At 72.4% G+C, this 13,537-nt stretch carries 10 protein-coding genes; 1 reads left to right on the plus strand and 9 read right to left on the minus strand.

The genetic code is table 11. The features are described 5' to 3' along the window. Nucleotides 1–16: 16 nt before the first annotated feature. The 5 genes from ACIBG4_RS11575 to ACIBG4_RS11595 are packed head-to-tail and all read right to left on the minus strand — an operon-like array spanning nucleotide 17 to nucleotide 9,651. The gene (locus tag ACIBG4_RS11575; protein ID WP_397201746.1) at nucleotides 17–1,939 is read right to left on the minus strand and encodes a hypothetical protein; all 1,923 of its coding nucleotides are present in this window, start codon (nucleotides 1,937–1,939) and stop codon (nucleotides 17–19) included. Next, complete coding sequence (locus tag ACIBG4_RS11580) at nucleotides 1,936–3,054, minus strand: VWA domain-containing protein (protein ID WP_397201747.1); 1,119 nt, start codon at nucleotides 3,052–3,054, stop codon at nucleotides 1,936–1,938. Before ACIBG4_RS11580 ends, ACIBG4_RS11575 begins: the two co-directional genes overlap by 4 nt. Then, entirely contained in the window at nucleotides 3,051–5,273 is a 2,223-nt protein-coding gene (locus ACIBG4_RS11585) for a DUF5682 family protein (protein ID WP_397201748.1), read from the minus strand. The genes ACIBG4_RS11580 and ACIBG4_RS11585 overlap by 4 nt, the downstream gene beginning before the upstream one ends. 23 nt (nucleotides 5,274–5,296) lie before the next feature. Continuing rightward, a complete protein-coding gene (locus ACIBG4_RS11590) occupies nucleotides 5,297–6,373 on the minus strand; it encodes an AAA family ATPase (protein ID WP_397201749.1) in 1,077 nt (358 codons plus the stop codon). Continuing rightward, complete coding sequence (locus tag ACIBG4_RS11595) at nucleotides 6,370–9,651, minus strand: DUF4132 domain-containing protein (RefSeq protein ID WP_397201750.1); 3,282 nt, start codon at nucleotides 9,649–9,651, stop codon at nucleotides 6,370–6,372. Before ACIBG4_RS11595 ends, ACIBG4_RS11590 begins: the two co-directional genes overlap by 4 nt. A gap of 273 nt (nucleotides 9,652–9,924) precedes the next feature. On the opposite strand from ACIBG4_RS11595, the gene ACIBG4_RS11600 reads away from it, so the two are divergent. Continuing rightward, nucleotides 9,925–10,959 carry a helix-turn-helix domain-containing protein gene (locus ACIBG4_RS11600; protein WP_397201751.1) on the plus strand — a complete coding sequence of 345 codons (1,035 nt, stop codon included), beginning with the start codon at nucleotides 9,925–9,927 and terminating at the stop codon, nucleotides 10,957–10,959. A 46-nt stretch (nucleotides 10,960–11,005) separates the two neighbouring features. On the opposite strand, the gene ACIBG4_RS11605 is transcribed toward ACIBG4_RS11600, so the two are convergent. The 4 genes from ACIBG4_RS11605 to ACIBG4_RS11620 are packed head-to-tail and all read right to left on the minus strand — an operon-like array spanning nucleotide 11,006 to nucleotide 13,459. Further along, the gene (locus ACIBG4_RS11605; protein ID WP_310714792.1) at nucleotides 11,006–11,650 is read right to left on the minus strand and encodes a DNA alkylation repair protein; all 645 of its coding nucleotides are present in this window, start codon (nucleotides 11,648–11,650) and stop codon (nucleotides 11,006–11,008) included. 23 nt (nucleotides 11,651–11,673) lie between these two features. Beyond that, nucleotides 11,674–12,402 carry a DUF998 domain-containing protein gene (locus ACIBG4_RS11610; RefSeq protein ID WP_397201753.1) on the minus strand — a complete coding sequence of 243 codons (729 nt, stop codon included), beginning with the start codon at nucleotides 12,400–12,402 and terminating at the stop codon, nucleotides 11,674–11,676. Next, the gene (locus ACIBG4_RS11615) at nucleotides 12,402–13,055 is read right to left on the minus strand and encodes an SRPBCC domain-containing protein (RefSeq protein ID WP_397201754.1); all 654 of its coding nucleotides are present in this window, start codon (nucleotides 13,053–13,055) and stop codon (nucleotides 12,402–12,404) included. The genes ACIBG4_RS11610 and ACIBG4_RS11615 overlap by 1 nt, the downstream gene beginning before the upstream one ends. Beyond that, entirely contained in the window at nucleotides 13,052–13,459 is a 408-nt protein-coding gene (locus ACIBG4_RS11620; RefSeq protein WP_397201755.1) for an ArsR/SmtB family transcription factor, read from the minus strand. The genes ACIBG4_RS11615 and ACIBG4_RS11620 overlap by 4 nt, the downstream gene beginning before the upstream one ends. Nucleotides 13,460–13,537: the final 78 nt, after the last annotated feature.

The raw sequence follows: 13,537 nt of genomic DNA on the forward strand, positions 1-13,537 counted from the left end.
CAGGTACGAGGTCAGGTCAGGTCAGGTCCAGGGCCACCTCCAGGCGCAGGTAAGCGTCGATCCAGGCCTGCTCGACCGCCTCGTCGGAGTCGCGGGTGCGCGTCGCCGCGAAGGCCGTGACGGCCTGGGCGATGCGGTGCAGCCCGAGCACGGTCAACCGCTGCGCCGCGGCGGCGAGCCGGTCGTCGTAGGTCGGCGGCAGGTGGGACAAGCCGTGATGGGTCACTTCGGCGAGCAGTCCCAGGGTGTCGACCAGGGCCGCGGTCAGCGGTTCGTGCCGGACGTCCGCGGCGGCCACGAGCCTGCCGCTTGGGCCGGCAGGCTGCAGGTCGGGGACGACGACGCGTCCGCCGACCGCCAGACCGACCGGTTCGATGACGACACCGCCCGCGGTCCGCCCGACCACGCCGCTGACGAAACGCAGCTCGCCCTCCTCACCGGCGAGCACGGCGGCCAGCGAGTCGAGGCGTCCGGGAGCGGCGCCGGTGTGAACGGCCCGCACCGTGGCGGTGTTACCCGCCCGGTCGACGATGACAGCGTCGAGGCGCTGGTCTCCGGGGGCGTAGGTGACGGTCTCCACCCGCGCGACGGCGACGGCCCGGACCAGCTCGGCCTCCACCCTCGGGCGGATGGGCCAGAGCGTGAGGGCGTCGAGTTCACGGCTGAGCGCGGCGAAGTCGGTCACCAGCAGAGACGGCGGCAGCTCATCCCAGTCGCCCCGTGACGGGCTGACCGTCGTCCTGGAGATCCGGCCGGTGGCCAGCCGCACCGTACGGCTGGCGCTGCGGACGGCGGACTCCGTGACCAGGTTGCCGGTGGCCAGCGCGGCCAGCGTGGAGCCGGCGATCCGCCGCCGGGCCGGCGCCACCCCGTCGTCGTCGCCGTCCCACTGGCGGCGGAGGACCAGCACCATGCCACTGTCGCCGTGGGCCAGGTAGACCTCGGCGATCCGCTGGTCGCCCAGACTGCGGATCCGGCAGCCCAGGCTCTCCAGCCGGGCCCGGCGCAACGGGGTCTCGGCGGCCTCGGCGGTGCCGAGCACGCTGCTGCGCAGGGTGGCGTCCGGCCGCGTCACCGCCCGGTGCCGGGCGTGCAGCTCGGCGACGTGGCTCGCGAGCAGCTCGGGACGGTAGTGGGCGCTCCGGTCGTGGTAGGCGGCCAGTTGCTCGGCGAGGTCGCCGACGGCCAGCAGCGGCCAGCGCGACCCGGCGGCGTCCAGCCGGCGCCGCACGTCGGCGATGGTGGCCTCAAGGCCCTGACCGAGATGCGCCGCGCCCTCACGCAGGACCGTGCCGGCCAGCGCCAGGGCCGGCTCCAGCCCGGAACCGGCACCGGCGCCGGCCTCGCCGCCGACGTCGACGCGCACCTCGGGGACGCCGGGGTGCAGCTCGTCGGCGGCCCGGAACGCCCACACCGCCAGGGCGACGACGTCGTCGCGGCTGCCGGCGACGGCGTCGGTGTGGACGAACCCGAGGTCGCCGGGGACCAGGAAGCGCACGGTCGCGGCGGGCAGCTCGACCTGCGGCACCGGATCGGCGGAGGTGGCGCGGCGGACCCGCGCGGTGAATCCGGCTCGCTCCGTGCGGCGAGCGGCGGCCATCAGGCGGGCACCGATCCTGGCGGTGAGCTCGTCGTCGGTCACCTGCCCCGGTGACCAGGGCAGGGGCTCCGGGGCAGGCTCAGCGGGCAGCCGTTGGTAGGCCAGGACCACCCCGACGACGTGCCGGCAGACGCCGGTGGCGCCGCAGGTGCAGCGGGCCACGTCGAGGCCGCCGGGAGGCAGGGCCGCGGCCACGCCGTCGGGGAAGCTGCCGTGCACGGTGCCGTCAGCGTCGGTCCGGAGCTCCGGCGCGGCCTCCTTGCCGGCACGTTTGACCAGGCCGCGGTTGGTGAGCGCGGCGAGGGAGTCCGCCGTGAGCCCGAGGAGATCCGTCCTCATCGGCCCACGTGCTCCGCCACGAAGGTCGCCAGCTCGCCGGGTGTCATCGCGCCCACATAGGCTCCGGCGTCGGCCAGGCGCTGCGCCAGCTCCCGGTCGTAGGCGGGATTGGCCTGCTCGTCGAGGGCGGCCAGGCCCAGCACCTTGCTGCCCTGGGCCACCAGGTCGCGCACGACGCGCACCAGCCGGTGCGGATCGCCGCCCTCGTAGAAGTCGGAGATCAGCACGACGATCGCCCGGCGCGGCCGGTCCACCAGGCCCGCGCCGTACGCCGCCGCGCGGGCGATGTCGGTGCCGCCGCCGAGCTGGACCTTCATCAGCAACTCCACCGGGTCGTCGACGTCGGCGGTCAGGTCCACCACTTCGGTGTCGAAGGCGACCAGGTGGGTGCGTACACCGGGCAGCCCCCACAGGCAGGCCGCGGTGACCGCCGAGTGGATCACCGAGTCGACCATCGACCCGGACTGGTCGACGAGCAGGATCACCTGCCACTGCTCCAGGTGGCGGCGGGTGCGGGAGAAGAAGAACGGGGTCTCGATCACCACCTTGCCGGTCTCGGGCTGGTAGCGGCCGAGGTTGGCGCGCAGGGTCTTGGCCATGTCGAAGTTGCGGGCCAGCCGCATCCCGCCGGACCGTCGCACCTTGGTGCCGGAGAACGCGCTCCGGACCTCGGTGGCGAGCTTCTCCATCAGCTGCCGTACGACCTGCTCCACGATCCGCCTGGCAAGCCGCAGCACCTGCGGGTTCATCAGGTGCTTGGTCCGCAGCACCGCCTTGAGCAGCGCGGGATTGGGTTCGATGCGCGCCAGCACGGCCGGGTCGGTCACCACGTCATGGATCTCGTAACGCTCGACCGCGTCACGTTGCAGTCGTTCGACGGTCTCCTTGGGGAACAGCCGGGCGATGTCGTCGAGCCAGTCGAAGGTCGTCAGCGTCGACGGGCCCGTCCCGCCTTGCCGTACGCCACGCCGGCGCAGGTCGTCGTCGCGGCCGTAGAGCCAGTCCAGCGCGGCGTCACGGGCGGCGGCCCGTGCGTCGAGTTGCCGCCCGCCGAGGCATGCGCCGCCGGGCTCGCCGAGCAGCAGTCGCCACCGTTCCAGGGTGGGGTCGGTCATGGGGTGATCAGTCCTTCCCGGCGCAGTGCCGCCTCGACCCGCTCGTCCAGTGCCATACCGGCGGCCACCAGCTCCGGCGCCGCGTCCAGCCGCATCAGGTCCCATCCGGACGCGCCGCCGGCGCGCCGCTCGACCAGGCGAGTGGCGATGAGGTGCCGTTCGCGGGGCGGGAAGAAGCCGAACGCCTGGCGCAGCGCGGGCAGGGCCACCAGGAAGTCGTCGTCGGTCATCCCTCCGACCAGCTCGTCGAGCAGCTCCAGCAGGCCGGCGGTGTGCAGCACCTCCTGGCGGGCGAGCGCGAACAACCCGGCCAGCCAGTCCCCGGCCGACGCCGGGACGAACGCGCCGCGCACCGCCCGCGCGGGGTCCGCGGCAGCCGTGCCACGCAGTGACCAGCCCAGACCCAACGACGCTCCGCGCAGGTCGGGTGGCGCCTCGCGGGCGGCGGCGACCCGGTCGGCGACGCCCAGCGCCGCGTGCGTGTCCAGCCCGAGCGACGGGCCGGCGTGCCTGAGGGCGTCACGGACGGCGGTCATGGCGTTGATGCGCTGGAGGTCGGCCGGTGCGGGGCCGCCGCGCACGCCTTCGGCCAGCCACAGCGCCCGGCGCGTGGCGGCCTGGACGACCGCGCCCAAGGTGGTGCTGCCGCTGGTGCGGAACAGGTCGTCGTGGCGCCACATCGCCAGGGCGACGGTGAGGGTGCGGCCCAGCGATGCCAGGTCGGCCGTCGCGCCGACAGCCCGCGCCAGGTCGTCCAGCACCTGTCCGGTCAGTTCGCCGATGCCGCACAGCGCCGTGTCGAACAGAACGTCGGCCAGCTGGTCCAGGTCCGCGCCCGTGATCCGTTCGGCGAGGGCGGCAGCCGCCGCCTCCTGCGGGTCCACGCCGTACCCGCCGGCCTCGATCAGAGCGGGCAGCCGGTCGTCGGACTCGGTCAGCGTCCATCGCTCGACCAGCTCCGTGCCGCCTGCCGGGTGGGGTCCCGAGGTGCGCGTCACGCCCGGGATCCCCAGCACCCGCAGCCGGTGCAGCAGCCGGCTGCGCTCGCGGTCGGCTTCCCTGCCGAGGTCGAGCCGTTCCTCACCCGGGCCGCCCAGTACCCCGAGAACCGCGTGGACCAGCGGTGGTAACGGGGTCGAGTGATGCAGGCGGCCCACCCGGTCACCGCTGAGGGCCGCGATCATCTCGACGATCACCGGATGGTGGCCGGCCTGCAGCGGGCCACGGGTCGCCCAGGGCAGCGGGGTCTCGATCGCCTCGCTGACCAGCGCGCCGGCCAGGCCGTCCAGCACATCGACCCGGGCCGGATGCGGATGACCGCGCATCAGCGCGATCCCCTCCGCGGTGGCCCGGGCGGCGATCAGGTCCGCGGTCGACACCGGCTGGCGCCGGGCGCGCAGCCGGGCCGTCACCGCCTCGGTGAGCCCACGCGCGGCGGCGGCGGGACCGGACTCCCACAGGTGCTGGTAGTAGCCCGGCGACGGCATACCCGACTGGTAGCCGTCGAAGGCGTCCAGCCGCCGGAACGAGTACGGCACCAGGTAACTGCCGACGACCGCGTCCGCGGGCGGCCGCGGCACCTCCGGCCGGCTGCGGTCACCCTGCTCGGCCAGCCGGATCAAGGCGGGGCGGTGGAAGCCGCCCGTGACCACGACCACCGGCCTGTCGCCCGCGTCGGCGACGGCGGCGCGGATCCACTGCGCCATGTACGCCTCGCGGGCCAGGTCGTCCGGCCCGGCCTGCGTGTCGCCGCGCACCAGGTCGAAGTAGGTGGCCAGCCGCTCGGCCAGCCCGTCGGCCGGCTCGATCTCGAACAGGTGGTCCCACAACGCGTCCGCGTTGTCCACGGCGAAGGTACGGCACAGCCGTCTGGTCACCTCGCTGTAGCGGGCCTCGGCGTCGGCGTAACGGTTGCGGACCTCGGCCAGCGCCGGATGCCAGGCGGGCAGGTCGATGAAACGCAGCTCGGAGCCGACCTCACGGCCCGCGGTCAGCGCCGCCCACTCCGGGGAGTAGTCGCACAGCGGCGTCCATGAGCCGTGCCGTCGTCCCGGGTCCCGGTAGCTGGTGTAGACCGCGATCGGCAGCTCATGGCCCAGCAGGAGCTCGTCCATCCGGTGGTTCATGTCCGCCGGGCCTTCGACCAGCACGTACGCGGGCCGTACGGAGTGAATGGTGTCGGCGACCAGCCGGGCGCAGGCGGGGCTGTGGTGCCGCACGCCGAGGAATGTGACCGCCATCGTCAGCCCGGAAGCAGGTGGCGGGCCTCGTACAGGGCCTTCCACTGGTCGCCGTGCCGTTTCTGCTCCAGGTACCTGCGAAGTTTCGCCAGGTCCTCCGGGTTGTCCTTGGCCGCCGTACCGGCCAGGCAGGAGACCAGATCGGCGGGGGTGCCGGGCTCTCCGCGCAGGAACCAGCCGCGCAGTCCGACGGCATGCGCGACCGAGACGGCCTCGGCGGTGCTCATCACCCCGGACAGCCGGTCGGTGGCGTCACCGCGCGCGGTCTGCCCCTCGCGCAGCTCGCGGAAGGCGGTGACCAGGACCTCCAGCACGTCGCGCCGTGGCGGCGCGCCGACGCCTGACCGCTTCAGCAGAGCGGTGGCCTCCGCCTCCACCAGCAGCAGCTCGGTGTCGAAGTCGGCGATCGGGAAGACGGTCTCGAAGTTGAACCGGCGCTTGAGCGCGGCGCTCATCTCGTTGACGCCGCGGTCGCGGGTGTTGGCGGTGGCGATGATGGTGAACCCCTCCTGGGCGAACACCATCGCCTCCGGACCGGTCAGCTCCGGCACGGCGAGCACACGGTCCGACAGCGGCGACAGCAGGCAGTCCTGCACCTCCAGCGGGCACCGGGTGATCTCCTCGAAACGCACCACCTTGCCCTCGGCCATGCCGCGCAGCAGCGGAGCGGCCACCAGCGACCGGGTGGACGGGCCCTCGGCGACCAGCAGCGCGTAGTTCCACGAATATTTGATCTGGTCCTCGGTGGTGGCCGCTCCGCCCTGGATGGTGAGCGTCGAGGTTCCGCTCACCGCCGCGGCGAGCAGCTCGGACAGCAGCGACTTAGCTGTGCCCGGCTCACCCACCAGCATCAGCCCGCGGTTGGTCGCGAGCGTCACCAGGGATCGATCGATGAGTGAAGGATCACCCACGAACTTGCGGCTGATGCCCAGCTTCTCGTCCCCGAGGACGAAGCGCCGGGCGGCGCGCAGGCTCAACGCCCAGCCGGGCGGTCGGGCGTCGGTGTCGTTCTCCCGCAGCCGGGCCAGCTCGCCGGCGTAGCGGATCTCGGCCGGGGGCCGCTGGACGTGCTCGTTCATCGGGTGATCTCCCGCAGGTCCCGCAGGATCTCGGAGACGGTGATCGGGTCGAGGCCGTCGAGGCTGTCGAGGCCGACCCCCTCCAGGGTCTGCTCCTCGGCGAACTCGTGGTAGCCGATCGCGATGCCCGGCAGGAGACCGATCGTGATGGTCCTGCCGTCGGGCACGTCACGCTCGATCCAGCACTGGATGCCGGCGTCCTGTGGCGCGCCCCGCCGCCAGCCACGTCGTTCCAGGCCGATCACCTTCCCGGTGGGGATCTTGGCGGCGCTGATCTCGGACAGCAGCGTCTCGTCCGGCTGACAGGTCTCCCGGCCCAGCTGCGGGAAAGGCTGCAGGATCTCGTAGTCGGCGAACATCTCGGCCCACGCGGCCAGCTCCTCCCCCAGCTCCAGCGGGTGCGCCACCCCTACGACGGCCTCGTCGGGCAACGTCAGCGTGTCGTCCTCGACATCGGCGAAACTGCGGTCCTCGGCCACGCGCAGGGCGCCCGTGAGCAGGCCCGAGGTGTCGTAGCGGCCCCACACCAGCCGCCGTACGATGTGCCAGAGCAGCGGGTGGCCGACGAGCAGCCGCTTGAACTCCGCACCGCTCCAGCGGCGCCGGTTGACCATGGCCTGCTCCAGCCGGCGGATGTTGTCCGCGGCCACGGCCCGCACGTCCTTCTTCAGCCCGGCGAACCGCTGGTGGGCGGCGGGCGCGAGCTCCGGATCGTCGTTCGCCCCCGGCTTGGGCAGGTTCTTGAGCCGCTTCCCCGCGGCGTCGGTCACGTACGGCTTGAGCTGCTCGTCGAAGCCGACGACGAACTGCCTGCGGCCGTAGTCGAGGGTCAGGCTGCCGTCGGCGGACAGTCCGAAGGTCGGCACCAGCCGGTCGGCCAGCTCCTGCGGCGTCAGGCCGAGCCCCGCGGCGACCTCGTCCATCTTCTGCCTGGCCCGGTTCTTGAGCCCGCTGAACTTGACCTTCTCGGCGATGCCGTGCAGGTGCATCAACGCGACCTCGGAGCCGATGCCGGCCAGCAGGTCCAGGCCCGCGACCGCCCGCGCGTGCCCGCCCTCGCCGGGCCAGGTCCTGATCAACGGCGTCAGCCGTCGGACGGTCTCGTCGTCGCCGAGCAGTGCCAGCGCGTCCATCATCCAGCTCTCCTTGGACGGGTAGCCGGCCGCCTGCCAGCGCTGGAACAGCGCCCAGCCGAAGTCCGCGAGGCTGCGGCTGTCGCAGGCCTCCTTGACCAGGGCGAGACCGGCATACGGATCACCGGGCCGGGAGATCGCCAGCATCGTCATCACGTGGCGGGCCGCCTCGGCCGGCAGCGCACCCGCGTCGCCGCGCAGGTGGATCGGTGTCAGGACCGCGACGTCCGCCCACTCGGGCAGCACGGGCAGCTTGGCGGGCAGCGCGTCGAGCGGGTCGGCCGCGAGCAGGTCGGCGACCGCGGCCTCGGCGACGGGGCCGTACCCCGCGGCGGCCCGCGCCACGGCGTCGCGGCTGCCGCTCGCGGCCAGCGCCGCGAGCGCCTGCTCGGCCTGTCGCCGGGCCGCGCCGGGCTTGCCCAGAGCCGGCGGGATCAGCGCCCTGGCAGCCGCCTCGGGGTGGCGTGCCAGCCACGCCAGCGCGGTGGCGCGCACCGACTTCAGCCGGGCCAGCCACTCGGCCATCAGCACGGCGATCTCCGGGGCGGCGAACGGAAGCAGCGCCGGAGCGATCGCGCCGGGGTTGCGCCGGGCGCCGGCCAGCACCGGGGGCAGCGCTGCCAGCTCGAACCTGGCCACCACCTTCGGCATCCACTCGGAGGCTCCCCACAGGTCGGCCGGGTTCCACTTCGCGACCAACGGTCCGGCCAGCTCCTCGGGCCCGGAGACGAACAGGGCGATCTCGTCGTACCAGTGGCTCGTCCGGCCATCGGCGATCCCGCCGGCGATCTCTTCCCAGTTCCGGTGCCACGGGCGATCCCATGAGTCCTGCCCCGGCCGGGCGGAGCGCCAGTTGTCCCGCTCGCCCGGCCCCCACACCACGGCCGGCTCATCGGCACAAACGAGGCCACTCACCACGACCGGCTTGCGGACCGTACGCGGACGGGTCCACGGCGGGCTGACCAGCACCTCGGGCAGGGCCTCGAGCGGAGCGGTGGCGACGGTCGCGGCGGACGCGATCTTGTTGATCCGCTCAGCGGCGGCAGCACCGACGCTCGTGAGGACTTCGGCCACCAGGTCGGGATGGGCCAGCACGTGGGCGCGCAGCAGCAGGTCCGCGACCTTGCCGTCGCAGGTGGCCAGCATCCGCATCGCCCGGCGCGGGAAGCGGGCCGCCGCGCGCAGGAGCGCCGGCTGGGTGTACTTGTGCTCGATCCGGTCGAGGAGTGCCCGCATCGCCGCGTCGGCCGGCAGCTCGGCGAGCACTCCCAGCAGCCGCCGCTCGCTCTCCGCGTCGTAGAGCTTGTCGAACCAGCCGGCCAGCACCGGCACGGCCGCGTCGCCCATGCCGTCCACGAGGGTGGCGGGCAGCGCCAGGGAGCTCATCACGAAGTAGCCCTGCACGTGGCCCACGATGAGCGCCGCGTGCTCCGGCGTGCTGATCGCGGCGACCAGGTTGTGGGCGAGCCCCGGATTGACCTGGCTCACCTCGGCGCAGTCGGCCGCGACCCAGTCGGCCTCGGTCGGCGCCAGGTAGGAAGCCGCCACCCGATGGTGGAGCCCGCCTTCACGGCTCACCGCCAGCGCCGCGACGGCCTCGGCGTACTCGGCGTCCGACGCGGCCGCGAGGGCGGCACGGACCCGCCTGGTGAGCTCTGACCGATTCCAGCCGAACCAGCGGTTGTGGGGCTCATGGGGAGCCAGCCGCCGGACCGGCCGGGTGTCCCCGCCGGCATCCCACTGCAGCGAGGCCAGCTCGGTCACGGCCGTCGCCGCGAACACCAGGCCATGTTCGAGCAGCCAGACTTCGGCGAACAGGGGCAGTAACGTCCGGTCCGCCCATGGCAGGAAACCGGTCATCGCCTCGGCCACCGCGGCGGCGCCCAGCGGCGTGGCGGTGGGCTCCCCGGCCAGGTATGCGGCGCCCGCGGCGGCGATCTCCGGGTCGGGACACTTCGCCAGCGAGTCGAGGATCGATCGGCGACGCTCGTCCAGCCTGGCGGCGAGCTCCTTGGGCGCGCCCGCGTCCAGCGCTCTCGCGGGGACCTGCGCACCGCCCCGCCGCGGATGAAGAGTGCGCAGCCAGGCGGCCGGCATCGTCAGCCGGTCCTCGTCCTCGACGCTGCCGCTCGCCGCTGTGCTCATGCCGGTACCTCCGCGCTGTGTTCGAGTAGGGCTGGTCGTTCAGGCGACGGGGGAACCGCGCCATCGCCGACACCTCATCGGTGATCGTCAGCGGCGAGTATTGCGGGGAAGACCGACAAACTCGCACTCACCGCATGCCCGACGGCCGGACGGCGGCGTGGCCCCCTCCGCCCGGAGAGCCGCCCATCGGTCGAATGGCGCCCAGACGATGCCATCCCCATGGGATGATTTCCGGGCTGGATCAGGATGACGCGAGTCATGATGGGTGGCGGAATGTCCGACGAGAGGGCCGAGCCCGGCCACGGCCGCAATCCGCGCAGGCTGAGCGAGGAGAACGTCGCCCTGCGACTCGCGTGGGAAATGCGCCAGCGGGGCTGGTCCCAGGAGCGGATGGCGCAGGAGCTGACGAACGCCGGCTGCCCCACGCACCAGTCGGCGATCTCGAAGATCGTCAACTCCAAGCCGGACGGAAGCCGCCGGGCGATCAGCCTCGACGAAGCGATCGCCATGGCCAAGGTGTTCGGGATTCCCCTGGAAGAGCTTCCGCTGCCCCCGGAGGGAGCCCAGGGGCGAGATCTGCACGAGCTGAGCCGGGCCGTCACCCAAGAAGGACGTGATGCCCGCGAGCAGTACGCGCGATTCGTCCTGGCCTGGGCCCGCCTGCGCCACCGCCTCAGCCGGCAGGACGACCAGACGGCCTACAGAGACTTCCTGAGTACGAGAAGAGTCGACGCTGACAGGACGAGCAAGGCGATCGAGACCTGGCTCGACGCGGACTCGTGGCGGGACGCGACGGCCGCGTACGACGTGCTCGAACGAACCCTGCAGACGATGGGCACCGGCCGGGACCTGACTCCGCCCAGGCAGGAGCGCCGCTGGCGGCACAGCGTCGTGGCCGACCTCCTGCGCCTGCGTGACCTGTTCGGCAGGAGGATCCCCGGAAGCCAGGTGCGGGCGGTGCCGGAGCTGATCCAGGACGCCGCGGATGTCCTCATCCGCTCAGGAACGCTGGAGGCGGCCATCCCGGTCATCGACTCCTGCGAACAAGGTCAGGCGCACGCCACCGAAGACGTCGTGGCCGAGATCGACACGCGACTCCAGCAGGTCATCGACCGAGAGCCCCGGGACCGGCTGGACTACCTCGAAAGCCTGGCAGCACGCATCGGACTGCGCTGGAAAGGCAGCCAGACCAAGCCGGACCAGGAAGAGCTGGCCGCTCAGCTGGGCGCGAGCCCGGAGGACTACATGGACGCCAAGAAGATCGGCGGCATCTACCGCGGCATAGGAGGCGAGGTGAGCCGTAGCTGACCGGTGTCACCTGTCGCGGGTCCTGAGGAGCGGCGGCACGAGCTTTTTACTTGTCGCGCTGTCGGCGCACCATCTCGGTGATCCAGATGGGGGCGAACGGAGACGTGCAGTTCGGCGGAGTCGGGTAGTCCTTGAGCACCTCCAGGCGCTCACCGATGTCGATGGCGCGGGCGCGGTGCTCGGCATGCTCGATCCCGATCTGAGCCAGGCAGTTGTTCATCGCCCACTGCAGGCGAGCCGGGGCGTCTCTCATCTCCGCCTCGATGACGTCCAGCAGTCCCGCCAGGTCGAGGCCCTCGGGCCTCTTGGCCACGCGCTCGGCGGTCAGCGCCCAGCCGGCACTCGCGACCACCGGATCGGGATCGGCGGACCAGGCCAGGCGCAGCTCCTCGGCGTGCGGGCTCTTCTTCACCACGTAGTTCACGAGCCAGTCGTGCACCTTGGGGGTGCGCGCCTCGCGCACCATGACGTCCAGCTCGTCACGCTCGAACGCCTTCGGGCGGCAGATCAGGATCGCCAGCAGTCTCGCCGCGGTGTCAGTCGTCTGCCAGAGCCGGCGCGCGAGCTCCTGCTGCGTCTTCAGCCGCTTCGCGAGCGCGCGCAGCCTGCCGAGGTTCACACCGTGATCGTCACCGTGTTTCTCGTTCACCTCGCGGGTTCTCGGGTCCTCGATCGCGGCCAGCTCGGCCATCACCTCGGCTACCGTCGTCTCAGTCACCTCAGCCTCTTACCCATCAGATGGATCACCGGCGCGGCGGGTGCCGGCCGGTGGGGCCGATGGTGCGCGGCGAGGAGCGACGCCCATGCCATCGCGAGGGCGATCGCGAGGGCGAAGGCGACGTTGGCGGGGCGGGATCCCTGCAGGGCGAAGATCAGGCTCCAGGTGGCGAGGAAGGCCGCGCCGGTCACGCCGCTGAAGGCCGCCCAACCGGTACGGCCGGCCGCGAGGAACCGCCGGGCGAGGACGAAGCACGCGGCGACGAGCGCGAGAAAGGCGATCGCGGAGACCAGCAGGTGCACCGCCGCGTGCCAGCTCATCGTGGTCGGAAGGCCCCTCGGGGTGCCCGGCGGGAAGCCGTCGGCCGGGTCGGCGGAGAAGGCGGCCGCCGCCAGCATCCCGGCACCGAAGACACCGATCAACCGTGGCCCCCACGTGCCTCCCGGACCCGCCGCCGGGCCGAGGACCCGGTGCAGCCCGATCGCACCCGCCACGAACAGCAGACCGCTGACCACGAAGTTGGCGATCTGGATCCAGCCTTCGTCACCGTTGCTCAGCATGCTGGCCGGGTGCCGGCTGATGTCGAACCCGTCCCTGGTGAGCAGCTGCAGGACGACCACGACGATGTAGAGCGGTCCGGCGACAATGCCGCAGGTCAGCAGAGCTCTCGTCGATCCGGTGTCCGCCGCGGGCGCCCTGCCGCTGGAGGTGACGTCGTGGGTCATCAGCGGTCGCCGCCGGTCTCGGGGGCGAAGTGCCGCACCGCGAACGCGATGGCCGCGGAGATGTCGTCGTCACCGGTTCCCCAGGCAGCCTGGATCGGGGGTCCCCAGGCGTGGCAGCTGCGGACGGCGAATTCCTTGCCCTCGGGCGTGTCCTGCCAGGTGGCGGGGTCGAACGTCACGCCGTTCAGGAAGAGGTCGAGGCCGAGCAGCGCGAGGTCCCAGCCGCAGCCGATTCCGATCGTGCCACCGGGACCGTAGGTGCGCACGAGCTCGTCGACGATCTGGGCGGGTGAGGCGTGCTCCAGCTCGAAGATGGTGCGGCCGTCGTCGCCGGGCGCCAGGCGCACCTCGACCTCGGTCGGCATGCCCTCGCCGAAGACCCAGGTCACCTTGATCAGACGGGGCTTCTCGCAGCGCAGGATCTCGCCACCGGCGTTGTCCTTGAGCTGGAACGTGCCGCCGACCCGCAGGTCGCCCTCGACCTGGCCCAGCCATCGGCCGAGCCGCTCCAGGTCGGTGCAGGCGCTCCAGACGTCTTCGATCGGGGCGTCGTAGACCCGGCGCAGCAGCACCGACCGCCCTTCACCGGTGGCGACCGCCTGATTGCCGATCTCCCGCTGAGTGGCGTTGATCTGGTTGATGACGTCGATCACGTGTCCTCCTCGCTGACAGACTCAGTCCCCTGATGACGATCCGGTGTCCCAGCTGCGTTTCCACCGTTGTCGCGCTGTTCGCGGCGTTCGCGTTTGCCGCGGACGAGTTCGGCGGCCAACGCGTCCATGCGCTGGCTCCAGAACTGCCGGAAGCGCTCCAGCCAGATGTCGACCTCCTGCAGAGGTGCTGCCTCCACCGCGTAGAGGCGCCGCGTACCATCCGGACGGACGGTGACGAAACCCGACTCCCTCAGCACGCGCAGATGCTGCGACACCGCAGGTGGCGAGATGCCGAACTCCGCCCGGACGACCTCACTGATGGCGCCGGCGGCCTGCTCCCCGTCGGCGAGCAGCTCCAGTATCCGGCGACGCACCGGGTCGCCGAGGACATCGAAAGCGTGCACCCAGGAACTATGTCAGCGAGAGCTTAATTAAGTCAAGTCTTAAGAAGGCGCGGGGCGCGGGCGGCGCCGGCCGGGCCC

Source organism: Nonomuraea sp. NPDC050383, assembly GCF_044459125.1.
Lineage (GTDB): Bacteria > Actinomycetota > Actinomycetes > Streptosporangiales > Streptosporangiaceae > Nonomuraea.